Here is a 25,301-nt window from a genome sequence, read left to right on the forward strand (position 1 = left end):
GCGGGAATCCTTTCGATGGCAATTTGTAAATAATAAAGGTTTTTTACCAAAGATTACGGGCCGCTTGTCAATTCTTGACGAATCTAATGCAAAAAGCCGGCGCGAAGCCGGCTTTTTGGTGGGAATGTCGCCCGCAGGGATGAAATCAGGCTTTTGGACGACGGCCAAAGTCTTTAAGTCGGAACCCAAAGAGTAACAACATTCCGAAGTAGACCACGCCGCTTGCCGCCAGGACGCCACCCAGCCACGCCGCCCGCAAGCCCGCATGGGCCTGCAAGCCGATCCAGTCGATCTTGCCGTCTGCGTACCAGAGCAGGGCGGCCAGCGCCGCCAGCGCCGGCAGCAGGCGCAGCGCAAACACCGTCCAGCCGGGGCCGGGTTGATACACGCCGCGGCGGCGCAGGCCGATCAGCAGGGCCAGCGCGTTCAGGCAGGCCCCCAGGCCGATGGCCAGCGCCAGGCCGGCATGGGCCATGATGGGTACCAGCACCAGGTTCATCAACTGCGTCAAAATCAGCACGCCGATGGCGATCTTGACCGGGGTACGGATGTCCTGCTTGGCGTAGAAACCGGGGGCCAGAATCTTCACGGCCAGCAGGCCGATCAAGCCGGCCGAGTAGGAAATCACGGCCAGGCGCGTTTGCAGCACGTCGTCCGCGGCGAACGCGCCGTAATGGAACAGGGTGGCCACCAGGCCGTCCGACAGCAACGCCATGCCCACGGCGGCGGGCAGGCCCAGCAACAGCACCAGACGCAGGCCCCAGTCCAGCAAGGCGCTATAGCCGCCCTGGTCGTCGCGGGCGTGGGCGGCCGACAGGCTGGGCAACAGCACGGTGCCCAACGCGACGCCCAGCAAAGCGGTGGGGAACTCCATCAGCCGGTCGGCGAAAGACAGCCAGGTGACGCTGCCCGGCGTCAGCCACGTGGCGATATTGGTGTTGATCAGCAAGGAAATCTGCGCCACAGACACGCCTAGCGTGGCGGGCGCCATCTGCTTCAGGATGCGCTGCACGGTGGGGTCGGCCCAGGCCTGGCGAAAGCGCAGCGAAAAGCGTGGGGTCAGGCCCAATCGCGCCAGGGCGACCCACTGTACGGCCAGTTGCGCCACGCCGCCGATCATCACGCCGATCGCCAGCGCATAGACGGGAACATCCATGCGCGGGGCCAGCCAGATGCAGGCGGCGATCATCGACAGGTTCAGCAGCACCGGCGTGAAGGCCGGCACAGCGAAACGGCGCCAGGTGTTGAGCACGCCCGAGGCGAAGGCAATCAGGGACATGCAGAAGATGTAGGGGAACATCATCCGCGTCATCCAGACGGCGGCCCCGAATTCGGTATCGCGAGCTGCGCCGCGCAGGCCGCTGGCCATGGCCGACACCACCCAGGGCGCGGCCACGATGCCGATCAAGGTGATCAGCATCAACGCGGCGGTCAGCAGCAGCGCCACGCGATCCAGCAGAATGCGGACCTCTTCTTCCGACCGCTGGTTGCGCGCGGCGCCCAGAATGGGCACGAACGCCTGGGCGAACGCGCCTTCGGCGAACAAGCGCCGCAGCAGGTTCGGGATGCGGAATGCGACCCAGAAGGCGTCGGTGATGGGGCCGGCGCCAAACGCGCGGGCGACGAGGATGTCGCGGATCAGGCCGGAAATGCGGGACAGCAGGGTGAAGCTGCTGACAGTGGCCGCCGAACGAAACAGGCTCATGGATGGGTACTACGTAAAAAAGTGCGGGCCGGCCCGAAACGACTGCGTGAAACGTGAAGACTGTCACATAAAAAGGCGGCCCACTTCGTGGGCCGGCCTTTGTACTACATCACTTCGGCGGCATGCGGATGGCGCCGTCCAGGCGGATTGTTTCGCCGTTCAACATATCGTTGGTGACGATGCTGTGGACCAGCTTGGCGTAGTCTTCCGGGCGACCCAGGCGGGCGGGGAAGGGGATGCTGGCGGCCAGCGAATCTTGCACTTCCTGGGGCATGCCGAAGATCATCGGCGTGCCGAAAATGCCCGGGGCGATGGTCATGCAGCGAATGCCGGTCTTGGCCAGGTCGCGGGCGATCGGCAGCGTCATGCCGGCCACGCCGGCCTTCGAGGCGGCGTAAGCCGCCTGACCGATCTGGCCGTCGAATGCAGCAACCGATGCGGTATTGATCATGACGCCTCGTTCGCCGGTGGGCTCGGGCGTGTTGGCGCTCATGGCTTCGGCGGCCAGGCGCATCATGTTGAAGCTGCCGATCAGGTTGATCGACACAACCTTCTGGAACAGGTCCAGCGGATGCGCGCCGTTCTTGCCCACGATCTTCGCGGCGGGCGCGACGCCCGCGCAGTTGATCAGGCCAAACAGGGCGCCCAGCTCTTGCGCGGCGGCCACGGCGCTCTTGCCGTCGGCTTCCTGGGTGACGTCGCAATGCACGTAGCGCTGGCCCAGCTCTTTGGCCAGGGCCTGGCCGGGTTCGTCCTGCACGTCGGCAATGACGACCTTGGCGCCGTTTTCGACCAGCATGCGCACGGTGCCCGCGCCCAATCCGGACGCGCCACCCGTAACGATGAATACCTTGTTCGCGATTTCCATGTCTCTACCACCAGTTCAATTCAAGGGGATGAAAGCGGCGCGGCAGGCGCCGAATGCGACAAGGCCTTCGGGCCGATGCCGGAGCGCATTGCGTCCAGCCGGCGCCGAAGGCCTTTGGGCCATCAAAGCGCCAATCAGCTCTTGACGGCTTCGAACAGGCGCGACTTGATTTCGTCGACGGCGCCCACGCCCGAGATCTTGCGGTACTTGGGGGCCTCGGCGGCGTTTTGCTGCGCCCAGGTCGAGTAGTAATCGACCAGGGGACGGGTTTGTTCGCGATAGACGGACAGGCGATGGCGCACCGTTTCTTCGCGGTCATCGTCGCGCTGGATCAGTTCTTCGCCGGTGATGTCGTCGCGGCCTTCGACCTTGGGCGGGTTGAAGCGCACGTGGTAGCTGCGGCCGCTGGGCTGGTGCACGCGGCGCCCGCTCATGCGTTCGATGATGTCTTCTTCGGGCACTTCGATTTCCACCACGTAGTCGAGCTTGACGCCGGCGCTTTTCAGCGCGTCGGCCTGCGGGATGGTGCGGGGAAAGCCGTCGAACAGGTAGCCGCCGGCGCAGTCGGGCTGCTTCAGGCGGTCTTGGACCAGGCCGATGATGATCTCGTCGGAAACCAAACCGCCGGCATCCATGACCTTTTTGGCTTCAATACCCAAGGGCGTGCCTGCCTTCACCGCGGCTCGCAGCATGTCGCCGGTGGAGATTTGAGGAATGCCGAAGTGTTGGGTGAGAAACGCGGCCTGGGTGCCTTTGCCGGCGCCGGGAGGTCCGAGCAAGATGAGACGCATGAGTGCTCCTGATGGGGTTTATTTTTTGTGATCCGGGGAATTATGCCGCAACGCAGCAGCCAATGCGGGGCTGCGCCATGGGAATAACCCTTACATCTGTTTGCTGTAGAACCGTCGCACGCGCTCCAGATCGGCCGGGGTATCTACGCCTGCCGCGGGAGGGTTGAACGTACGGTGTACGACGATTTGATGGCCATGTTCCATGGCGCGTAGTTGTTCCAAAGACTCGAACCGTTCCAGCATGCCTTGCGGCAGCGTCGGGAAACGGCGCAGAAACGACACGCGGTAGGCGTAAAGGCCGATGTGATGCCAAGCGGGCAGGCCGTCGGCCAGCACCCGTTCGCCACTGGCGAGCGCGTCGCGGGCCCAGGGAATGGGGGCGCGCGAAAAATACATGGCGCGGTCATCCGCGGTGCACACCAGCTTCACCACATTCGGATTGAACAGCGCCTCGGCGTCGGCCAGCGGACAGGCGCAGGTGGCGATATCCGCCTCGGGGCAGGCCAGCAGCTTGGCGGCGACGGCGTCGATGAGTTCCGGTTCGATCAGCGGTTCGTCGCCCTGCACGTTCACCACAATGGCGTCGTCGGGCAGGCCCAACTGTTCCACCGCTTCGGCCAGCCGGTCGGTGCCGGTGGGATGGTCGCCGCGCGTCATCAGGGCGGTCAGGCCATGTGCCTGCGCGGCCGCCTGGACGCGGACGTCGTCGGTGGCAATGAACAGTTGCGACGCGCCCGAGAGGGCGGCGCGGTCGGCGGTACGCACGACCATCGGCTTGCCGGCGATGTCGGCAAGCGGTTTGTCGGGCAGGCGGGTCGAGGCGGCGCGCGCCGGAATCAGGGCAATGAAGCTCACGGTGCGGCGGTCAGGAGGAGACGGTTTCGTCCAGGACGCGGGCTTCCGACTCCAGCATGACGGGAATACCGTCACGAATCGGGAAAGCCAGACGGTCGGCACGGCAAACCAGTTCGGCTTGCTGCCGGTCGTGTTCGAGGCGGCCCTTGCACAAGGGGCAGACGAGGATGTCGAGAAGTCGGGATTCCATGACCGCGATTCTAAAACAGTTTGCGTGGGGCAGGACCCGCTTGCCTGGGGAGCAGGTCTGATTTTCGCGAAGTCGGAATTGCGTGCATACGCGCTTGGTTAATTAATGTCATGAATTGAATTATCCGTCTCAAAATACGGGACGCATCAGCGCTATCATCCGCCGCGTTCTATGCGGAGGAAGATAGCAAGATGGATTCCAACACCCTCAAGCTAGGGTTGATGCTGATCATTCTGGTTTGGTCGTTGATCAGCTGGATCACGTACATGATGCGGCGCAGCGATAACAAAGGCGCGCTGCGTGAGCTCAAGCATGAGGGTCAGTCGCTGCGGGCAATGACGTCCGAAGAGGCCGCCTTGGTGCAGCCATTCCTTGTGTTCCCCGCGAATCCCAAGAAAACGGCCAGCCTGGTCAATGACCGCGTGTTCCCGCTGAAGGGCGCATTCGTGCGACATGGGCTCGAAACCGGCCAGGGCGGGTCGACCATGCATGACACGCTGGGCGGCGTCGATGTGGTGTTGCCGTACGACGCGCGGAATTATCTGCGCGAGGATAACGTTGCTGAAGTCGTGATGACCGAGAAATTCGCCATCGTCGTGGCATTGAACGGTGAATTCGACATCGCCGGGGGCCGGGAACGTGATCAACGCCGTCAGAAGCAGGACCAACAATGGTCCAGCGGCAAGCTTGGAGCGTTGCAGGACGTGGTGCCGCAAGAGCCCGATGCAGGCCCGGCGGGCGAGCAGGGCGAAAAGCTCGGCGAAAAGGGAGAACCTAGCCTGGCCGATGTGGTACGGGTGGAAATTCTGAGCCAACGCGACGAAACGCCTGCCGAAATCGCCGAGCGCCAGCAACCGGGCGTCGCCTTCTGGGTGTCGGTGGTCTGGTTGCTGGCCTTCATTTGTCTGGCTGTGACGGCGGCGGATGGCGGCTTGGCGTTTGCCGGCGCGGCGACCGCGCTGGCGGTGCTGGCCCTGTGGCTGACTTGGCGACGTCGCGCGCCCGACGCACCCCAGAAGGTCAATCGTGCGCGCGGTGAACTGAACGCTATCGTGCTGACCAATCCGGACAACACGCAGGCCGTGTCCACGCAGCTTTTCCTGGGCGACAAGTTGCCGATCAAATTGCCGGAACACTGGCGCAGCAACCTGGTGCTGCCGGACGACGGCCGCGTCGACGTCGACATGCGGGTGCAGGACTACTCCGTCGTGCGTCTGGGCGGCAGTCACTCTCTGGACGAAGAGCAACGCCTGTTCCCGCGCGTCTACTGGGGGCGGCATGTGACGTTGACGCTGGTCGGACTGCTGGCCGGCGCGGCGTTGTGGATCACGGCCGACAACCTGAAAGCGGATGCTGCACTGACGCGCGCCTGGGTCAGCGGCGCGCAGCCGCGCTCTTATGACTCGGCCGCGGAGTTCAAGAAAGATCTTCCGGGCTTCGGTACCTTGGTGGCGTTGCAAGGCCGCGCGCGGTGCGAACTGGTCCGAGCCGATGAGTTCAGCGGGGGCGGGGCGGCATTCGATTGCAGCCGGCTGCGCTGGGGTGGGGGCCAGCCTCAAGCCGCGCAGTTGGAGATTGATGAGCCGCTGTTGCGTTTGTATTCCGGTGATTTCCTCAGGACCAAACCCAATCCGATGATGGATATGCTGGTGAAGGGCCAAGTCCTCGGCCAAATGCGTAATAACCAGATGGGGCTGTACAACGCGCGGTCGGTGTCGGTGGTGAATGTGGTCGGACTGAGCAACACGGTGCTGGGCATCGAAACGGCCTGCGAGGCCGTTTCCGGCGAGGCTATCGCCGCTTGCGATCGGCTTAAGCGCGCCTTTGTCGATAGCGTTACGTTGGCCAGGGAAGAGCCGCGAGAATGGCTCGAGTTGCTCAAGTTGGTGGAAGCGGGGGCCTTGACGGCGAAAGGCCGTGGCGACGAAGGCTTGATGTTGTCCCGCTCCGTCGAAGAGGCTCGGCGCCTGGCCCGTGCCAGCGCCGAACCCGCCGTCCGGGCTGCACTGGACCGCGCGTCGGACCTTGCAATGGACACGCAAAAAGGGGGGCTTGTGCTTAACGTGCTGCCGGGCCCGTATGCCTTGTTGCCCGAGTTGAAGCGGACCCGCACGGCGGACGCCCTGGCCGAATGGCAACAGCAGGTGCGCATGTTCCTGCCGGATGGCGCCATGCCGTTCAAGGTTGGCGGCCTGGTGGTGGGCGTGGACGGTGATGCTTCCGGTGCGCCGGCAATCACGGTGGATGCCTCGCGCAGCCTGGACAACCCCTGGCCGTCCGTCGCCCATATGGCATGGTTGCTGCTGGCCGCGCTGCTGGTTCTGGTGCATGCGCCCCTGGCCCTGATCCGCATGCGCGCCGCTGCAGCGCGCGGCAAGGCCTTGCAGGACCATGCGCAGCGCCGGGGCACCGCCAAGCCCGCGTTCTTTTAAGCGTGGGCGGGCTGGCGCAGACGTTGCGCCAGCCAATCGAACAGCTGGGGATCCGAAAACGCTGCCTGCACCGGCACCTCCCACAGGCGCGCGTCGTGCAACGCGGCGCACTTGATCGCGTCCTTGGACGTGACCAGGATGGTGTCCGCCGTCATCGCCTGGAAAGGGGAATCGGCGTAATCGTGATGGTCCGGCAGGGGCAGTGTCGCGTCCAGCGTGATCCCCGCCGCGCGCAGCGTCGTGAAAAAGCGTTCCGGATTGCCGATGCCGGCCGCCGCCACGATGCGGGCTTGCCCTGCATAGGCGGACAGCGGGCGCGTTGCCCCGTTTTCGATGTTGCGGGTGTCGCCAGGTTCCAGCCACATGCGCACCGGGCGGGGGCGGGCGTTGCCCGTGTCGGCCGGGCTGCCATCTGGCGTGCCGATGTTGGTGACGACCACATCCACCTCGCGCAAGCGGCTGGCGGGTTCCCGCAAGGGGCCGGCGGGCAGCAGCCGGCCGTTGCCCACGCCGCGCTCATCCTGCACCACGATTTCCACATCACGGGCCAGGGCCAGGTGTTGCAGGCCGTCGTCGGAGACAATCACGTCCACCTCGGGGTGGGCTTTCAGCAAGGCCTGGGCCGCCAGCGCGCGTTTGGGGTGCACGGACACCGGGGCGTTCGTGGCGCGAGCAATCAGTGCGGGTTCGTCGCCAAAGCGGGCGGGCTCCAAGGCGCCGACGCCGACTCGGGCCTGCGCGCCGATCTTCACGCCGTAGCCCCGGCTGACCACGCCGGGCGTAAACCCACGTGCGCGCAGCGCTTGCACGGTGGCAATCACCACGGGCGTCTTGCCGGTACCGCCAACATAGATGTTGCCCACCACCACGACGGGCACGGGGGCGCGGTAGCTGGGTTTGGCGCCGCTTTGGTAGGCGGCCCGCTTTTTGGCCACGGCCCACGCCGTCAGGGCGGATAGCGGCAGCAGCAGGGCCGACAGCCAGCCGCCGTGCTGCCACTGGCGCGCCAGCAGCGAAGGGGACGAACGCGGGGTGCTCACCGGGAAGTCTGGGCGGCGAAGTTGACGCGGCCAATGCCGGCCAGGCGGGCGGCTTCCATGATGTTGATCACGGATTGATGGGTGGCCTGGGCGTCGGCGTTGATGATGACCAGCGCATCGGGTTTGCCCGCTGCGGCCTGGCGCAGCGCGTCGGCGATTTCCGGCGGCGTGGAGACGTCGATCAGCGTGCCGTTCAGCGCGTAGCGCCCGTCCTGGCTGACCGCCACTTCCAGTGCGGGGGGCGTGTCCTGTTCCGACGAGGCCTGGGGCAACGTCACCTGCAACTGCGTGAATCGCGTGAACGACGTGGTGGCCGCCAGGAAGATCAGGATGACCAGCAACACGTCGATGAGCGGAATCAGGTTGATGTCCAGCTCGTCGCGCTCGCCGCGGGCACCACGGAAATTCATGAACGCCCCTCGCGCACGGGGGGTGTCGGCGACAAGGCGCGGACCAGCCGCGAGGCCGATTGCTCCATGGCGCTGAGGTAGCCGTCGACCCGACCGCGCAGGTAGCGATGCGCGATCATGGCGGGAATGGCAATCAGGATGCCGAAGCCGGTGTTGTACAGCGCAATCGAGATGCCGCGCGCCAGTTGGGCAGGGTCGCCGCCGCCGGGCGTGTACGAACCGAAAATTTCGATCATGCCGACTACGGTGCCGAACAGGCCCATCAGCGGGGCCACGACGGCAATGGTGCCAATGGCGGGGATGTAGCGGCTGAGGTCGTGCGCGACGGCGCGCCCGGTGTCTTCGACCACGCTGCGCAGTTCTTCGCGCGGCAGATGGCGGTGACGCATCACCTCGGCCAGCACGCGGCCAAGCGGCGAATTGCGTTCCAGCCGGTTGATGGCTTCAGGGGTGTCTTGGCGGTTGCGCAGCATGTCCACCACCTGATCGTTCAGCCCTCGGGGCAGGATCAGGCTGCGGCGCAGGGAGAAGAAGCGCTCGAAGATCAGCGCCAGTCCCAGCACGGATGTCGCCAGCAGGGGCCAGATAGGCCAGCCGGCCTCGCGCAAAATGGAAAGCAAAGCGTTCAACTCCCGGGGGCCAGGGCAGCGAAGCGCTCGCGCCGTGGAATCAGATCAAGCCGAAACTGTAACGGCGCGGCGGGTTTGTGGCAAGGCGGGGAACCCCCGGAATTATCCACAGAAATTGTGGATAATTCTGTGCAAAACTTCCCCGGAACGCTTGTGGGCACAGGGCTTGCGCTTGTTTGCTTCAAAATCGCGCAGCCGGGTTTAATAAAAAACCTCATTTAAATCAGTGCCTTGCGTGTTTTTTATTGGCTTTCGGGGCGGTCGCTGCAAAATTCGCTGGAAACGGTATCATGGCGGCCCGCTCCGCGTGGCCTGTGGACAGATACGCATCGGGAAGCCTCATGACAATTGAACTTGCAGTCACAAACAACGCATTCACGCGGGATATCCTGACAGTTGCCCAGCTAAACCAAGCAGTAGGGCAATTGCTGGAGCGCAGCATTCCGGCGTTGTGGGTGCGAGGCGAGATTTCCAACTTCACGCAGGCGGCATCCGGGCATTGGTACTTCACGCTCAAGGACAGCCGGGCCTCTGTGCGCGCTGTCATGTTCCGAAGCCGCGCCAACGCAGTGGGCTTTGTGCCGCGCGCGGGCGATCAGGTCGAAATCCGCGCCCGGGTTTCCCTTTACGAGCCCCGTGGCGACTACCAGTTGCAGGCCGATGCCATGCGCCGCGCCGGGCTGGGCAACTTGTATGAAGCATTTCTGCGGTTGAAAGAGCAACTGGCCTCCGAAGGCCTGTTCGATCCGGCCCGCAAGCGCGAGCCCGTCCGGCTGCCACGCGCGATCGGCGTCGTCACCTCGCTGCACGCGGCGGCGTTGCGGGATGTGCTGTCGGCGCTGGCTCGCCGGGCGCCGCAGGTGCCGGTCATCATCTATCCGGCCCCGGTTCAGGGGGCGGACGCCGCCAGCCGTCTGGCTGCCCAGGTACGCCTTGGCAATGCGCGTGCCGAAGTGGACACGCTGTTGCTGGTGCGGGGCGGGGGCAGCATCGAAGACCTCTGGAGTTTCAATGACGAGGACCTGGCGCGCCAGGTGGCAGTCAGCGAGATTCCCGTGATCAGCGGCGTGGGCCACGAAACCGACTTCACCATCGTGGACTTCGTGGCCGACGTGCGCGCCCCGACGCCCACTGCCGCGGCGGAACTTGCCTGCGTGCCGCGCTCTGAATTGCTGGGCCAGGTCATGCAGTCCGCCCAGGCCATGGCGCGCGGCCAGCAACGCCGCCTGGAGCGCGCCGCCCAGCGCCTGGACCGTGCGGCGGGGCAACTGGTGTCGCCCGCGCAACGGCTGGAGCATCAGCGCGAACGCTTGAACAGCCTGCGCTTTCGCCTGGCGTCCGCCTGGTCCGGCCCGCAAGACCGGCGTACCGCTCGCGTCAATCTGCTGACACAGCGCCTGTCGCACCGGGCGCCCGACACCCGCCGCGCGGCCGACCGCCTGGCCAACGCGGCGCGCCATCTGGGCCAGGCGCATGCCCGCCTGCTGGTGCAGGGCCGCAACCGCCTGGCCTCGGCCACGGCGCAATTGCGCGCGCTGGATCCGGGCAACACCCTGGCGCGCGGCTACGCCATTGCGCGTGACGCCGACGGCCGCATCGTGCGCGACGCCGCCGCCCTGGAAGCCGGGCAGGCGCTGGACCTTAGCTTTGCGCAAGGCGGCGCGCAGGTAGATGTGCGCCAGACCCGCAAGACGCGCGACGCCGGTTAAGCCCTGCTTGGCGCGGCATGCCGGCCAATGACATTCCAACGCAGACCATTGCTCTGGCGGATGCGGCGCGTTAACCCCGCGCGGGCACGGGGTTAACGCGGTATCCTCATTAGTTGCCGATACAATTGACCGGCTTGATCGTGCACTCAACAGAAGGAACCCACACATGGCACATACTCTTCCCCCCCTGCCTTACGAACTCGACGCCCTGGCTCCCCACATTTCCAAGGAAACGCTGGAGTTCCACTACGGCAAGCATCACCAGACTTACGTCACGAACCTGAACAACCTGATCCCGGGTACGGAATTCGAAACGCTGTCGCTGGAAGACATCGTGAAGAAGTCCTCGGGTGGCATTTTCAACAACGCCGCCCAGATCTGGAACCACACGTTCTACTGGAACAGCCTGGCCCCCAAGGCCGGCGGCGCACCCTCGGGCAAGCTGGCTGACGCCATCAACGCCAAGTGGGGCAGCTTCGACGCTTTCAAGGAAGCGTTCAACAAGTCGGCAGCCGGCAACTTCGGTTCGGGCTGGACCTGGCTGGTCAAGAAGGCCGACGGCTCGGTTGACATCGTCAACACCAGCAACGCCGCCACCCCGCTGACCACGGCCGACACGCCGCTGCTCACCTGTGATGTCTGGGAACACGCGTACTACATCGACTACCGCAACGCGCGTCCCAAGTATCTGGAAAACTTCTGGGCCCTGGTGAACTGGGAGTTCGCCGCCAAGAACTTTGCCTGATCGGTAAAGAAACAAGCCTCGGCTTCCACGCCGCTGGCTTGCACCAAAAAACCCCTTGCGCATCGCCAAGGGGTTTTTTTATTCCAATTCAGGAAAAATTCAGCTTACAAAACCCTGTCGATTGTCGATTTCATTCCAGGGAAATGACGACGAAACATGCTTTTATCTAGGGTTATCCCTAGGGTTTCCTGCCTCTATTGTTGCCAACGGTCGGGGGGCTGAACCACGGGGCCAACGGATTGCGGCATGCCCGCTCACAACCGGGGTAACTACAGGGAAGGGAAGCATGTTTCGCTTATTTTCAGGCTTGCGCATCGGGGCGCGCCTGTCGGGCGCGTTTTTGCTCGTGGCGGTAATTGGGGGTGCGATCGGGGCATTTGGGGTTTGGGGGCTGTCTCGCATCAACGAATTGAATGACCGCTTGTACGACACCGAGCTGCGGGGCATCTCGGATCTGAAAGAATCCAATCTGCACCTGATCTACGCGGGCCGTGCCCGCAGCGGCTATCTGGCCGCCAGCACCGATCAGGACCGTCAGGCGTTGAAGAAGCAGTTCGACGAGGCCGTCAAGAACATGGACGTGCTGCGCGACAAGGCCGCCAAGAATTTCCACGAAGAAGAGGGCAAACGCCTGCTGGCGCAGTTCGTCGAGACCGAGCAGGTCTGGAAGCGGGAATCGGAAGCGTTCTTCGCCGCCGCGAAATCGCAGTCGCTGACGCAGACGGATCCGCAAGTTGCCGAGATCGAAAAGCGCGTCATCACCTCGTCGCAAAAGCTTGACGACCTGATGACCGACCTGGCCGTGGGCAAGGAAAAGTCCACCGCGCAATCCGTCGATGTGGCCACGAACCTGTACAACACCGTGCGCGCGGTAATGATCATCCTGGCCGTGGCCGGCGTGGTGGTGGGCATGCTGCTGGGCTGGCTGGTGACGCGCGGCATCGTGCGCCCGCTGGAGCAAGCCGTGAAGGCCGCGCGCCAGGTGGCCGCGGGTGACCTGACCACCAACATCCAGGTTGCCACGCGCGACGAAACGGGCGAGCTGATGGCCGCGCTCAAGGCCATGAACGAAAGCCTGGCCCGCATCGTGGCGGACGTGCGCGACGGCTGTGAAAGCATCGCATCGGCGTCGTCGCAAATTGCTCAAGGCAACTCCGACCTGTCGCAACGCACCGAAGAGCAGGCCTCGTCGCTGGAAGAAACCGCGGCGTCGATGGAAGAGCTGACCAGCACCGTGCAGCAAAACGCCAACAACGCCACCGAGGCCGACCGTCTGGTGACGCATGCGTCCACCGTGGCGGTGCGTGGCGGTGAAGTGGTGGATGGCGTGGTCCAGACCATGAGCGCCATTTCCGATAGTTCGCGCCGCATCGCCGATATCACGGGTGTGATCGACGGTATTGCATTCCAGACCAACATCCTGGCGCTCAACGCCGCCGTGGAAGCGGCGCGCGCGGGCGAACAAGGCCGTGGCTTTGCCGTGGTGGCGGGCGAAGTGCGCACCTTGGCGCAGCGTTCGGCGGTGGCCGCCAAGGAAATCAAGGCCTTGATCGATGAGTCGGCCGCGCGAGTCGAAGGCGGCACGCGCCAGGTCGACGAAGCCGGTCGCACCATGCGCGAAGTGGTCGACAGCGTGCGTCAGGTGGCGGTGTTGGTGCGCGACATCGCCAGCGCGTCGGAAGAGCAATCGGCGGGTATTGGCCAGGTCAACCAGGCCGTGTCGCAGATGGACTCCGTGACGCAACAGAACGCCGCGCTGGTCGAAGAGGCGGCGGCAGCGGCCGCCAGCATGCAGGAGCAGGCCGGGCGTCTGGCGCAGGAAGTGCGCCGCTTCAAGGTCGAAGCGGGCGCGGGGTCGAGCGCGAGCTCGGCGCATATCGCGCAAGCTCGACTGCTTCCGGCGGTGTGATTTTCTGCTGACACTTGTGGGCTGCGGGTCAGGTGAGAGTGGTAAGGTTACTCACTTTGCGCCGCACGCCAGCAGCCCATGAGCCTGACCGAACCTTTTCGCCGGACCACCACCGCCGCCCGCCGCCTGATGCGGCGCAAGGTGCGCCAGATCAACCGCTTGTCGCGCAAGAGCCTGCAAATGGCGCTGCTGCTGGGCGGTGCGGGTCTGGTCGCAATGATGTCGCTGGGGTTTGCGTATCTGGCCGACAACGCGCTGGACTGGAACCGCGAATGGGTGGGCCACAATGGCTGGCTTGCCTTGCTGGTGCTGCCATTCAGCCTGGCCGCGCTGCGTTGGCTGACGCTGCGCTTTGCGCCGAACGCGGCGGGCAGCGGCATTCCACAAGTCATCGGCGCGCTGTCCTTGCCTCCCGGCCCCAGCCAAAGCAGCCTGGTGTCGCTGGCGCAAACACTGTGGAAGATCCCACTGTCGTTCTTCGGCATGCTGGCGGGTGCGTCGATCGGGCGCGAAGGCCCGTCGGTGCAAGTGGGCGCCGCGCTGATGCTGGCCTGGGGCGACTTCTGGAAGCGTCGCGGCGTGCAGTTGCGCGGCTTCCATTCCAATGAACTGATCGCCGCCGGCGCGGCGGGCGGGCTGGCTGCTGCCTTCAATGCGCCGCTTGCCGGCGTCATCTTCGCCATCGAAGAGTTGGGGCGCGGCACGGTGCTGCGTTGGCAGCGCCTGGTCCTGATCGGTGTGCTGGCCGCCGGCTTCCTGGTGGTGGCAGTGCAGGGCAACAACCCGTACTTCGGCGTGTTCGGCGGCGCGCCGCTGGCCCATGGCATGGTGATGTGGATCGTCATTTGCGGCGCGATCAACGGCGCGCTGGGCGGCATCTTCGCGCGGCTGCTCGGCAAAGGCGCATCCGGCGCCGCACCGGCCGCCTGGCGCGCCTGGATCCGCGCGCATCCTATCTGGACGGCCTTCATCATGGGTCTGGTGCTGGCGGTGATCGGCCTGTGCACGGCCGGCAGTGTTTACGGCACCGGGTACGGCGTGGCGGCCGACCTGCTGTCGGGCCACGACACGGCGCCGGCCGGCTTCGGCCTGGCCAAGCTGGCGGCTACCGTCGCGTCTTATTGGGCAGGTATTCCTGGTGGCATCTTCACGCCCGCGCTGACCACGGGCGCGGGCATAGGCCAGCACATCTGGGAGCTTGCGGGCGAGGGCGTTGACCAGCGCGTGCTGGTGCTCGTGTCGATGGCGGCTTTCCTGGCGGCGGCCACGCAGGCGCCGTTGACGGCCAGCGTGGTGGTGATGGAAATGACGGGCAGCCAGCCCATGCTGTTCTGGTTGCTGGTGGGGTCGTTGCTGGCCTCTGGCGTGTCGCGCCAGTTCTGCCCGCAACCGTTCTACCATTTGGCGGCGGGGCGTTTCCGTCGGCAAGCCTTGGTAGAGGCGGGCCGCGCGGCGCAAGCCGAGTCGGGCGTCGCGCCGTCCAAGGCGCCGTCAGCCTGACGGCGTTGGGCCGACCGGCCCGCGCCACGCAATCAGGGTGAACACCTACCGGACACCGTCCGTGTAGCGGACACCTCGACTGTGCACCAACTTGGCGCGAAATGCGGTGCGCTAAGATCGTCCGATCCCGAATTTTTCACTTCACTTCGAGCTTCCCATGACCGTGAATGCCTTTATTTGTGATGCGATCCGCACTCCCTTCGGCCGCTACGGCGGTGCGTTGGCCAGCGTGCGCCCTGATGACCTGGCTGCCGTTGCCATCAAGGCGCTGATTGCGCGCAACCCCGGCGTGCGCTGGGAAGAACTGGACGACGCCATCATGGGCTGCGCGAACCAGGCCGGTGAAGACAACCGCAACGTGGCTCGCATGGCCACGCTGCTGGCGGGTCTGCCCATCGAAGTGCCCGGCGCCACGGTCAACCGCCTGTGCGGTTCGGGCCTGGACGCCATCGGCACCGCCGCCCGCGCCATCCGCGCAGGCGAAGCCGGCTTGATGCTGGCCGGCGGCGTGGAAAGCATGAGCCGCGCGCCCTTCGTCATGGGCAAGGCCGACAGCGCGTTCTCGCGCAGCGCCGCCATCTTCGACACGACCATCGGCTGGCGCTTCGTCAACAAGCTGATGAAGGCCCAGTACGGCGTGGACTCCATGCCCGAAACGGCCGAAAACGTCGCTGACGACTTCAAGATCAGCCGCGAAGACCAAGACCTGTTCGCGCTGGCCAGCCAGCAAAAGACGGCTCGCGCTCAGCAAGAAGGCGTGTTCGACGCCGAAATCGTGCCGGTGTCGATCGCCCAGAAAAAGGGCGACCCCATCGTCGTCTCCAAAGACGAACACCCGCGTGAAACCAGTCTGGAATCGCTGGCCAAGCTGAAGGGCGTGGTCCGCGAAGGCGGCACCGTCACGGCCGGCAATGCGTCGGGCGTGAACGACGGCGCCGCCGCATTGCTGCTGGCCGATGAAAAGGCCGCGGCCCGCCACGGCCTGACGCCGCGCGCCCGCGTGGTCGGCATGGCCACCGCCGGCGTTGCGCCGCGCATCATGGGTATCGGCCCGGCGCCCGCGACGCTGAAAGTGCTGGCGCAAACCGGCCTGACGCTGGACCAGATGGACGTGATCGAACTGAACGAAGCGTTCGCCGCCCAAGGCCTCGCTGTGCTGCGTCAATTGGGCATTGCCGACAACGACCCGCGCGTGAACCCCAACGGCGGCGCGATCGCCCTGGGTCACCCCTTGGGTGCGTCTGGTGCGCGTCTGGCCACCACGGCCATCAACCAACTGCACCGCACGGGCGGCCGTTACGCGCTGTGCACGATGTGCATCGGCGTGGGCCAGGGCATCGCGCTGATCATCGAGCGCGTCTAAGCCTGAAGTGTTGTTTTTTCCGCTGCTTTGACAGGGGCGGAAACGAAAAGGGAGCCCCGTGGGGCTCCCTTGCCGTATCTGAAGGGGGCGCTGGCGCCCTGGGGCCGCCGATCAGGGCAGCCCGTCGACTTTCCGGCCGGCCTTGATGCCGTGCTGGTCGAACCAGCCTTGGGCCATTTCCAGGGCATAGCGCACCGGCTTTCTTGCGCAGTGCGGGTCTTCGGTCTGGGGCGCCATGTCGTCGATATTGACGATCGTGCCGTCGTCGGCGATAAAGGCTATCGAGAGCGGCAAGAGCGTGTTGCGCATCCAGAAGCACTGCACGTCCGGCCGCTCGAACACGAACAGCATGCCGTCGTTGCCCTGGAGTTCTTTGCGGAACATCAGGCCGCTTTGGCGGGTGGCGTCGGTATCGGCGACTTCCGCGCGGATAATATGGATGCCCGCCGAAAGCTGCGTGGTGGGCAAGGGCGGTTGTGGACCGGTTTGCGCTTGGGCGCCCGCGGTCAGCGCAAGCGCCGTGGCGGCCAGTGCCGCCGACAGTGCTTTCAGAAATGCTGGTTTAAAGAACGCTGTCTTGAACAACGTAGGGTTGACAGGCAATAACTTCACATTCTTCAGCATGACTGGCGCAGTAAAAAGAAAATAACAAGGCGGGGCCCGAAAGCCCCGCCTGGATAATGGTGCAGCCTTACCGCTGCACTTTAAGGGATCCTCAGGCCGCCGTGATATTAAGCGCCTGTTTGCCTTTAGGCCCCTGAATGATTTCGAAAGCCACTTTCTGGCCTTCCTTCAGGGTTTTAAAACCATTCATCTGTATGGACGAAAAGTGGGCGAACAGATCTTCACCGCCGTCGTCGGGCGTAATGAAGCCAAACCCCTTTGCATCGTTGAACCACTTGACGGTACCCGTCGATTTGGGATTGTCCCCTTGGACGGCGGTTGCGGTCGTATCAGACATGCGGACTGCCTCATTGAATCGTATGTTGACAGAAGGGCATCGCGGTCTAGACCTCTGTCCCCCCCTCCGAATTCCTGTCAGATTTTCGATGAGTTGAAAACCCCAGAATGCGCTGATAATGCGCCGCTTTTCTTCGTGTCGTCAAGTATGGAAACTACGTATTTCTGCGTGTAATTTTAAGTAAGTTGCGCGTTAGGCGTCCCCAGTTTAAATAGAATAGCCGCCCTATGAGTTCTACCTTGGATACCCAGCATGATTTGGCCGTCGAGAAGGCACCGGCACGCGCCGCGCCGCCTCCGATGTATCAGGTTCTGCTGCTGAATGACGACTACACGCCGATGGAATTCGTCGTGAAAGTCCTGCAAAAATTCTTCAATAAAAACCATGAAGAGGCAACGCGGATCATGTTGCAAGTGCATCACGAAGGTCGCGGAGTATGCGGGGTGTATCCCCGAGACCTCGCGGCTACCCGCATTGCCCAGGTAGGACAGTATGCGCGGGCGCGTCAGCACCCGCTGCAATGTGTGATGGAACCCGTTTAATACCCAGAATAAAGACGCCGCCCTCGAAGGCGGCGTTGTGCTGTGCAAGACACGGCAGGTTCCGCGTGTGGGGAAGCGCGCGGAGCAGCAGGTCGGCAGCTCCGCCGCACAGGAGCGTTGTATTCGAGTAGGCGGAGGGGTTTGCCGTGAGTGGAAAGGTTAGTAAGACCTGGCTGGCGGTTGCCGGCGTTGTGGTGTTGGCGGGCGCCATCGGCGTGGGCTGGTGGATGGGCGGTAAGGACAAGCAGGGCGCGGCCCCGGTCCAGGCGCCGGCGGTTTCCTCCGCGACGCAGGCCCCTCCTGCGGCCCCGGCCGCGGCGGCTGGTGACGGCAAGCCCGCTTTGGGCGCCAGCGCGACGGTGGGCGCACCCGATCCCTTTGCGGCGCTGACCTGCCAGCCGCGCCAGTTCAACGACGCGCTGTCGCTCTCGGTCACGTTCACCCAGCCGGTGGATGCCAAGGCCAAGCTGGATGATTTCCTTCAGGTCACCGACCTGGGCGCCTCGTCCGGCAAGGCCGACGAAGACAACGAAACCGCCGCCAATGCGGGTGACCAGCCGGCCTCGGTCAAGCCTGGTGATTCCGCGCCCAAAGGCAAGATTCTGAAAGGCAGCTGGATCGTGGGCGAGAACCCGCGCATGGTGTATTTCCCCTACATCCAGCCGCAGCGCAAATACGCCATCACGGTACGTTCGGGTTTGCCCGGCGTCGGTGACAAGGTCGTGCTGGCTGAAACCTCGAACTGCGAAGTGAATACGCAGGCCATGCCGCCGTCGTTCTACTTCGCCAGCCGTGGCGTGGTGCTGCCGGCCGGCCAGAACGGCGGTTTGCCGGTGGCGACCGTGAACGTGCCCGAGGTCGACGTGCAGTTTCTGCGCGTGGCGCCGGATCGCGTGCCGGAATTGTTCGAAACGGTGCTGGGCATCGGCCGCAACGCCGCGCGCGCATCCGACGAAGATGAAGCCGGCTACGACGAAGAGGACAACTGGCGCTATTCCGACAACCGCAGCCTGAAAGGCTCGGTCAGCAACTGGGATCTGGATCGCCTGAATTCGCTGACGACCAGCGTCTATCAAGGCCGGTTCATCACCGACGACAAGCCGAACCGCCGCCACGTTACCTTCCTGCCGGTTGAAGGCGTGAAGGAACTGCAAGAGCCGGGTATCTATATCGCGGTCATGAGCCAACCGGGCCGGTTCCGCTACGAATACCAGGTTACCTATTTCTTTGTCAGCGACATCGGCCTGCATGCGCGCCGTTACAGCGACCGCGTGGAAGCCTATTCCGTGTCGCTGAAGTCGGGCCAGGCCATTCCGGGCGCCGTGTTCGAACTGGTGGACGGCGCGGGCAAGACGCTGGCCAAGGCCGCTGCCGACGCGCAGGGCCATGTGCGTTTTGACGGCAGCTTCACCAATGCGCGCGTCATCCGCGCCTCGCGCGACAAGGAAATGACCGTGCTGGCCTTGGGCGAACCGGCGCTGGACCTGTCTGAGTTCGATACGGGCGGCCATGTGTCGCGCCCCAATAATCTGTTCGTCTACGCCGGCCGCAATTTGTACCGTCCGGGCGAGACCTTCAACGTGTCGGTGCTGCCGCGCGACCTGGACGGCCGCATGCTGACGCCCGCGCCGCTGACGGCGACGATCAAGCGCCCCGATGGCCGCGTGGTGCAGACCACCCTGTGGCAGCCCAAGAAAGATCTGGTCGGTTATGTTGAGCGCGCCATCGACCTGCCGCTGGATGCCCAGACGGGTTCGTGGCTGCTTGAACTGCGAGTGGACCCCGCTTCGCGCACGCCGGATGCGTCGTGGAAGTTCCAGGTCGAGGAATTCCTGCCTGAACGCATGAAGATGGCGCTGACCTCTGATCAAGAGGTGCTGTCGCCGGACGAGGAACTGATCGTCAATGTGCAGGGCGATTACCTCTACGGCGCGCCTGCCGCCGGCAACCGCCTGCTGTCCAGCTTCCAGGTCAAGCGCGACCGTTTCGCCTTGGCGCAGAAATGGCCGGGCTTTATTTTCGGTGATGTTGCCGATGACACGCGTCGCACGTTCGGCGAACTGCCCGAGGAAGCGCTGGACGACAAGGGCGCAGCCCGGATCAGCGTGAATCCCAGCGTGGCGGGTACGCACTCGCCCATGAAGGTGCGCGTGTCGGCCAGCCTGCTGGAATCGGGCGGTCGCCCGGTGGTGCGTTCCATCGAGCGCAGCGTCTGGCCCGCCGACAAGCTGATCGCCGTGCGTCCGCAGTTTGACAGCGATGTGGCGCGCGAACGCGCACCCGCCGCGTTTGAAGTCATCCGTGCCAACGCGCAAGGCGAGATCGTTCCGCTGGCCCAGGCGCAGATGCGCTTGTTCCGTGAAGAACGCCAATACTATTGGCGCTTTGACGACCAGCGCGGCTGGAACAGCGGCTATACCGAAACCGAAGAACTGGTGGACTCGCGCGAAATCGCCTTGAACGACCGCGCGCAACTGACCGTGCCGGTCAAGTGGGGCCGTTACCGTCTTGAAATCGCCGACCCGGAAACCGGCGAAACGATGCGCTACCGCTTCTATGCGGGCTGGAACGCGCAGGACGCCGACGCGATGGGCAACCGCCCCGACCGCGTGCAAATGAAGCTGGAAGGCGTGCCGGCCAAGCCGGGCGACACCGTCAAGGTCACGCTGACGCCGCCGCACGACGGCCAGGCGCTGGTCACGGTGGAAGGCGACCGCATGCTGTGGTCCACCTGGGTTGCCGTGAAGGCGACGGGCACCGAAGTTGAAATTCCGATCAGCAAGGACTGGAAGCGCCACGACCTGTATGTGGCTGCCGCCGTGTTCCGTCCGGGTAGCGAAGGCGACCGTGTGACGCCGGCCCGTGCACTGGGCCTGGCGTTCCTGCCGATTGCCAGCGCCGACCGCAAGTTGGATGTGAAGCTGAGCGCGGCCGCCAAGACCGAGCCCGAAACCAAGACCACCGTGCGCGTCAAGGTCGACGGCGCGCAGGGCAAGCAAGCCACGGTGACGCTGTCCGCGGTGGACGTGGGCATTCTGAACATCAACCAGTACGCCACGCCCGACCCGCTGGATTATTTCTTCGGCAAGCACCGCTACGCGCCCGAACTGCTGGACATGTACGGCAAGCTGATCGAGAAAATGGACGGCACCAAGGGCAAGCTGAAGTGGGGCGGTGACGCCGCCATGCGCGGCGACAGCAAGAGCCTGCCCAAGAAGGTCAAGTTGGTCGACCTGTTCTCGGGTCCGGTCACCTTGAACGCGCAGGGCGAAGCGGATATTCCGCTGGATCTGCCCGACTTCAACGGCACCCTGCGCCTGATGGCCGTGGCGTTCACGGCGGACAACTACGGCAGCACCGACACCGAAATGGTGGTGGCCGCGCCGATCGTCGCCGAACTGAATACGCCGCGCTTCATCACGCCGGGTGACCAGGCCGCCATTGCGCTGGACCTGACCAACCTGAGCGGCGCCGAGCAAAAGATCAGCATCAAGCTGGAAGCGCTGGACCCGCTCGCCATTACCGACGGCGTGCGCACGGTGACGCTGAAAGACAAGCAGCGCACCACCTTGCGCTTTAACGCGACCACGACCGGTTCGTATGGCTTGGGCCTGATGCGCCTGACCATCGACGGACAGGGCGGCGCCAAACCCGTGCACATCGTGCGCGAATCGGTGCTGCAGGTGCAGCCGGCCTACGCGGGTGAACGCCAGGTGCGTCGCCTGCGCCTGAACCCGGGCGAAACCAATGTGGCGCAAGCCGCGTGGGTGTCTTCGTATTACCCGGATTCGGCGCTGGTCAGCCTGACCGTGTCGAACCGTCCGCCGTTCAACGTGAACAAGCTGGTTGAAGGCCTGCTGGCGTATCCCTACGGATGCGCCGAGCAGACCATCAGCCGCGCTTTGCCCTGGGTGTTGATCGACGACGCCGTCGCCAAGCAGTTCGGCCTGAAGCCGCACTCGCAGGTGGAGCGCGCCGCCCAGGTGTCCGGCGCCATCGGCCGCCTGTCCGGCATGCGCAACGCGGTGGGTTCTTACAACCTCTGGAGCGGTTCCAGCTCGCGTGATGTATGGCTGACGGCCTATGCCGTGGGCTTCCTGCAAGACGCGCGCGACCAAGGCTTTGAAGTGCCCGAAGCCACGCTCGACCGTTCGCGCCAATGGCTGCTGGAGCAAGTGCAGCAGACGTCCAACACCTTCGGCACGTGGTCGGTGAACCTGCGCCGCAACGTTGAAGCCGGCCGCATCGACGGCAGCGATGCCAACATCCTGCGCGAAGACCATCGCCGCTTTGCCGGCTTGTCGACCGCCGTGCTGGCCTTGGCCCGCGACAAGAAGGCGCCGCTGTCGACGGTGCGCCAACTGTTCGACAACTATCAAGAGCGCGCGCGTTCGCCGCTGCCCCTGATCCAGTTGGCGGCCGCGTTCAAGCTGATGGGCGACGAAGGGCGCATGAAGTCCGCGCTGGACGCCGCGATGACGCGCGAATACGGTTTCCCGCGTCGCAATTACAACGGCTACTACGACGAATGGCTGGGCGACTACGGCAGCAGCGTGCGCGACTACGCCTTGTCGTACGCGCTGGCCAACCAGTACGGGCTGAAGCACGAGCGCCTTGAAAATCTGCTGACGCAGCTGACTTCGCGCCTGGGCAACCGTTCGTACCTGTCCACGCAGGAACGCATGGCGCTGTTGATGGCGGCACGCGCCATCGGCGGCGACAAGGGCACGCCGTGGGAAGCCATGCTGACCGTCAATGGCGCGCGCAAGCCGCTGGATGGCGGCAAGAGCGACCAGACGGTGGGCTTGTCGGCGGCTGACCTTGCCAACACGCAGATCGTCAACACCGGCGCGCAGTCCCTGTTCCTGGAGTACGACATCCAGGGCAGCCCGACGGTTGCGCCCAAGCCGCGCAACGACGTGATCCAGCTCAAGCGTGGCTGGTATCGTCCGGACGGCAAACCGTGGGATGGCGGCACGCTGCAAAGCGGCGACATGCTGGTGGTGTGGGTGCAAGCCAGCGCCAACCAGAACATTCCCGATGCGCTGATCGAGGACCGCGTGCCGGCGGGTTTTGAAGTAGAAAACCTGAACCTGTCGCAAAGCCCCGAGATGCAGGAATGGACGATCGGCGGACGCCGCGTGGCCGAAGCCATGGCCGACTCCAACATCAAGCATCGTGAATTCCGTGATGACCGCTACGTGGCCGCCGTGTCCCTGGGCCGCGGCAAGGTCGACGTGTTCTATCTGGTGCGCGTCGTGACGCCGGGCCGCTACGCGGTGCCCTCGACCGTGGCGGAAGATATGTACCGCCCGGAAATCCGTGGCGTGGGTGAGCAGTGGAGCACGGTCGAAATTCGCGATCGCGGCGCCAAGCGTCCTTGACCGCCGCCGCCTCCTCCACGGCGGGCGCCATGCGCGCTCGCCGCTGGCGGCGGCGCGGCATCATCGCGGCCAGCGTGCTATTTGCGCTGGCCGCGTTGTTATTCGTGCTTGACCGCCTGTTTCCATTGCCCGCCATCGACTCGGGCGGGGCCGCCGTGATCGTTGCCGCCGACGGCACGCCGCTGCGCAACTACCCCAGCCGTGACGGCATCTGGCGCTATCCGGTCACGCCGGACCAAGTCTCGCCGCGCTATCTGGACACCTTGCTCACGTATGAGGACCGCTGGTTCTACTGGCATCCCGGCGTCAATCCCGTGGCGATGGCGCGCGCCGGCTGGCAATGGGCCACGAACCGCCGCATCGTGTCGGGCGGCTCTACGTTGACCATGCAGGTCGCGCGTTTGATTGACCCGCAATTGGCAGGCAAGCCGTCGCGTTCCATGTCCGCCAAATTGCGGCAAGCCTGGCGCGCGGTGCAACTGGAAATGCACTACAGCAAGGACGAGATTCTTTCCATGTACCTGACCCACGCGCCCATGGGGGGCATTGTGGAAGGCGTGGAGATGGGATCACGGCTCTGGCTGGGCAAGTCCGCGCGCGATCTCGGCCCCGCCGAAGCCGCCATGCTGACCGCCTTGCCGCAAGCGCCGTCGCGCCTGCGTCCCGATCGCCATCCCGAGGCGGCCCAGGCCGCGCGCGACAAGGTGCTGGACCGCATGGCCGAACTGGGCCGCTGGGCTCCGGCCGACGTCGCCGACGCCAAGATTGAAAACGTGGTCGCGCCGCCACTGCGCGCGCGCTGGCTGGCGCCGCTGGCCGCGCAGCGTCTGTTGCAGGAAGCGGGCGCGACGCCGACCGCGCGCCGTGCGGGTCAACGGCCGCCGTTGGTTGGATCGACGCTGGATGCCGACATGCAGGCATCGGTGGAACAAATGTTGCTGGACCGCGTGGATAGCCTGCCGCCCAAGGTGTCCATGGCGGTGCTGGTGATGGATAACGATACGCTGGAGGTCAAGGCCTACGCGGGTTCTGCTGATTTTTCCGACGATACCCGTTACGCCCACGTGGATATGGTGCGCGGCGTGCGCTCGCCGGGTTCTACTCTTAAACCGTTTCTGTATGCGCAGGCGCTGGACGAAGGGCTGATTCATTCCGAAAGCCTGCTGATCGATGCGCCGCTGTCATTTGGCGGCTATGCACCGGGTAATTTCCAAGCGGCATTTTCGGGCCCTGTCAGCGTCGCGCAAGCATTGCAACGGTCGTTGAATGTGCCTGCGGTGGATCTGCTGGACCGTGTCGGCCCAGCCAGTTTCGCGTCGGTTATGCTGACCGGCGGCGTCCGGTTACGTTTGCCGGATGGGGCAGCCCCAAATTTAAGCTTGATTTTGGGCGGGGGTGGCACCACATTGGAAGAACTGGTGGGCGCTTATCGGGCTTTGGCCCGTGACGGCGTCTCGGGACGGCCCCGCCTTCGGACGGAGCAGCCTCGAATCGAGTCCCGTATGATGAGCCCTGGAGCCGCCTGGATCGTTCGCGATATCCTCGAAGGCGGCGGGCATCCCGACCGGCCTTTTTACCAGTCGGGCAGCCCGGCCCGGCGACTGGCCTGGAAGACCGGAACCAGTTTCGGATTCCGGGACGCCTGGGCAATTGGGGTGACCGACCGATGGACGTTAGGCGTCTGGGTCGGTCGTCCGGATGGCACGCCGAACCCCGGTTTTTTCGGGGCGAATGTGGCGGCGCCGTTACTGCAAGATATTGTGGCCGCGTTGCCGGAAGGCGCGCAGCAGGTCCGTAGCCGGCCCGAAACGGTGCAGGCGGCGGTCACGTGTTGGCCACTGGGTTATCGGCTGGGCAGCGTGCCGTCGGGGGAATGCCCTGAACAGCGCGCGGCGTGGCTGCTGAACGACACGGCGCCGCCGTCATTTGCCGGCTATGCCGACGCCACGCAGGGGCCTTTGCGCGTGGGTGGCGTGGCCACCGGTTCGGTGCTTCGGCCCGTGCCGGGCAGCCGGCAAGTGGCGCTGGACGTAGATGTGCAAGGCGCCGAAGGCGAAGTATGGTGGATGCTTGACGGGCTCGTGGTGAATCATGGCGCGTCGAGTCATCCGTTTAAATTAGTGCTGGCGCAAGACGGCCGGTATACGCTTACCGTCATGGACGCACAAGGCCGCCACGATAGAGTGGTTTTTGAAATCGCTGGCGTTACGCCATGATCGGCATAGAATATGAATCGTGTATTTGACCGCTTCGATGCAATACGGAGGA

At 64.6% G+C, this 25,301-nt stretch carries 19 protein-coding genes; 9 read left to right on the plus strand and 10 right to left on the minus strand.

Going from position 1 to position 25,301, the window contains the following annotated elements:
• Nucleotides 1–145: 145 nt before the first annotated feature.
• The 5 genes from murJ to M2361_RS03470 all read right to left on the minus strand — a co-directional run bounded on the left by murJ (nt 146) and on the right by M2361_RS03470 (nt 4,409).
• On the minus strand, nt 146–1,705 hold the full coding sequence (murJ, locus tag M2361_RS03450) for a murein biosynthesis integral membrane protein MurJ (protein ID WP_259246240.1): 1,560 nt from the start codon (nt 1,703–1,705) through the stop codon (nt 146–148).
• A gap of 109 nt (nt 1,706–1,814) precedes the next feature.
• Nucleotides 1,815–2,573 (minus strand): 3-hydroxyacyl-CoA dehydrogenase, encoded by a 759-nt coding sequence (locus tag M2361_RS03455; protein WP_100856370.1) that lies wholly within the window; start codon nt 2,571–2,573, stop codon nt 1,815–1,817.
• 134 nt (nt 2,574–2,707) lie between these two features.
• Nucleotides 2,708–3,364: an adenylate kinase gene (gene adk, locus M2361_RS03460; RefSeq protein ID WP_259246241.1), complete on the minus strand. Its 657-nt coding sequence runs from the start codon at nt 3,362–3,364 to the stop codon at nt 2,708–2,710.
• Nucleotides 3,365–3,454: 90 nt separating this feature from the next.
• Nucleotides 3,455–4,219 carry a 3-deoxy-manno-octulosonate cytidylyltransferase gene (kdsB, locus tag M2361_RS03465; protein ID WP_259246243.1) on the minus strand — a complete coding sequence of 255 codons (765 nt, stop codon included), beginning with the start codon at nt 4,217–4,219 and terminating at the stop codon, nt 3,455–3,457.
• Between the two features lie 10 nt (nt 4,220–4,229).
• Complete coding sequence (locus M2361_RS03470) at nt 4,230–4,409, minus strand: Trm112 family protein (RefSeq protein ID WP_100857804.1); 180 nt, start codon at nt 4,407–4,409, stop codon at nt 4,230–4,232.
• Nucleotides 4,410–4,600: 191 nt separating this feature from the next.
• Between M2361_RS03470 and M2361_RS03475 the strand changes: the two genes are divergently transcribed.
• The gene (locus M2361_RS03475) at nt 4,601–6,841 is read left to right on the plus strand and encodes an intracellular growth attenuator family protein (protein ID WP_259246244.1); all 2,241 of its coding nucleotides are present in this window, start codon (nt 4,601–4,603) and stop codon (nt 6,839–6,841) included.
• Here M2361_RS03475 and lpxK read toward each other — a convergent pair.
• From lpxK to M2361_RS03490, 3 genes are read right to left on the minus strand one after another with little or no spacing between them, the layout of a single operon-like run.
• Nucleotides 6,838–7,881, minus strand: a complete 1,044-nt coding sequence (gene lpxK, locus M2361_RS03480; RefSeq protein ID WP_259246245.1) for a tetraacyldisaccharide 4'-kinase — start codon at nt 7,879–7,881, stop codon at nt 6,838–6,840. The genes M2361_RS03475 and lpxK overlap by 4 nt on opposite strands.
• Nucleotides 7,878–8,291: a biopolymer transporter ExbD gene (locus M2361_RS03485; RefSeq protein ID WP_100856366.1), complete on the minus strand. Its 414-nt coding sequence runs from the start codon at nt 8,289–8,291 to the stop codon at nt 7,878–7,880. Before M2361_RS03485 ends, lpxK begins: the two co-directional genes overlap by 4 nt.
• Nucleotides 8,288–8,911, minus strand: coding sequence for a MotA/TolQ/ExbB proton channel family protein (locus M2361_RS03490; RefSeq protein ID WP_259246246.1), 624 nt, complete (start codon nt 8,909–8,911; stop codon nt 8,288–8,290). The genes M2361_RS03485 and M2361_RS03490 overlap by 4 nt, the downstream gene beginning before the upstream one ends.
• A gap of 350 nt (nt 8,912–9,261) precedes the next feature.
• Between M2361_RS03490 and xseA the strand changes: the two genes are divergently transcribed.
• The 5 genes from xseA to pcaF all read left to right on the plus strand — a co-directional run bounded on the left by xseA (nt 9,262) and on the right by pcaF (nt 16,146).
• Nucleotides 9,262–10,629, plus strand: a complete 1,368-nt coding sequence (gene xseA, locus M2361_RS03495; RefSeq protein ID WP_259246247.1) for an exodeoxyribonuclease VII large subunit — start codon at nt 9,262–9,264, stop codon at nt 10,627–10,629.
• A gap of 166 nt (nt 10,630–10,795) precedes the next feature.
• A complete protein-coding gene (gene sodB / locus M2361_RS03500; protein WP_050445200.1) occupies nt 10,796–11,374 on the plus strand; it encodes a superoxide dismutase [Fe] in 579 nt (192 codons plus the stop codon).
• Nucleotides 11,375–11,660: 286 nt separating this feature from the next.
• Nucleotides 11,661–13,283: a methyl-accepting chemotaxis protein gene (locus M2361_RS03505; protein ID WP_259246248.1), complete on the plus strand. Its 1,623-nt coding sequence runs from the start codon at nt 11,661–11,663 to the stop codon at nt 13,281–13,283.
• A gap of 78 nt (nt 13,284–13,361) precedes the next feature.
• Nucleotides 13,362–14,783 (plus strand): chloride channel protein, encoded by a 1,422-nt coding sequence (locus M2361_RS03510; protein WP_259246249.1) that lies wholly within the window; start codon nt 13,362–13,364, stop codon nt 14,781–14,783.
• Between the two features lie 157 nt (nt 14,784–14,940).
• Nucleotides 14,941–16,146 carry a 3-oxoadipyl-CoA thiolase gene (gene pcaF, locus M2361_RS03515; RefSeq protein WP_100856362.1) on the plus strand — a complete coding sequence of 402 codons (1,206 nt, stop codon included), beginning with the start codon at nt 14,941–14,943 and terminating at the stop codon, nt 16,144–16,146.
• A gap of 111 nt (nt 16,147–16,257) precedes the next feature.
• Here pcaF and M2361_RS03520 read toward each other — a convergent pair whose 3' ends face one another.
• The gene (locus M2361_RS03520; protein WP_259246250.1) at nt 16,258–16,770 is read right to left on the minus strand and encodes a DUF192 domain-containing protein; all 513 of its coding nucleotides are present in this window, start codon (nt 16,768–16,770) and stop codon (nt 16,258–16,260) included.
• A gap of 91 nt (nt 16,771–16,861) precedes the next feature.
• Nucleotides 16,862–17,107 carry a cold-shock protein gene (locus tag M2361_RS03525; RefSeq protein ID WP_006220277.1) on the minus strand — a complete coding sequence of 82 codons (246 nt, stop codon included), beginning with the start codon at nt 17,105–17,107 and terminating at the stop codon, nt 16,862–16,864.
• 227 nt (nt 17,108–17,334) lie between these two features.
• On the opposite strand from M2361_RS03525, the gene clpS reads away from it, so the two are divergent.
• The 3 genes from clpS (at nt 17,335) to pbpC (ending at nt 25,249) form a co-directional block, all read left to right on the plus strand.
• Complete coding sequence (clpS, locus tag M2361_RS03530; RefSeq protein ID WP_006220276.1) at nt 17,335–17,649, plus strand: ATP-dependent Clp protease adapter ClpS; 315 nt, start codon at nt 17,335–17,337, stop codon at nt 17,647–17,649.
• Nucleotides 17,650–17,795: 146 nt separating this feature from the next.
• Nucleotides 17,796–23,033, plus strand: a complete 5,238-nt coding sequence (locus tag M2361_RS03535) for an alpha-2-macroglobulin family protein (RefSeq protein WP_404976250.1) — start codon at nt 17,796–17,798, stop codon at nt 23,031–23,033.
• A 29-nt stretch (nt 23,034–23,062) separates the two neighbouring features.
• Nucleotides 23,063–25,249 (plus strand): penicillin-binding protein 1C, encoded by a 2,187-nt coding sequence (gene pbpC / locus M2361_RS03540; protein WP_404976343.1) that lies wholly within the window; start codon nt 23,063–23,065, stop codon nt 25,247–25,249.
• Nucleotides 25,250–25,301 lie beyond the last annotated feature (52 nt).

Origin of the sequence: Achromobacter sp. JUb104, from assembly GCF_024806975.1 — a bacterium.
GTDB lineage: Bacteria > Pseudomonadota > Gammaproteobacteria > Burkholderiales > Burkholderiaceae_B > Achromobacter > Achromobacter spanius.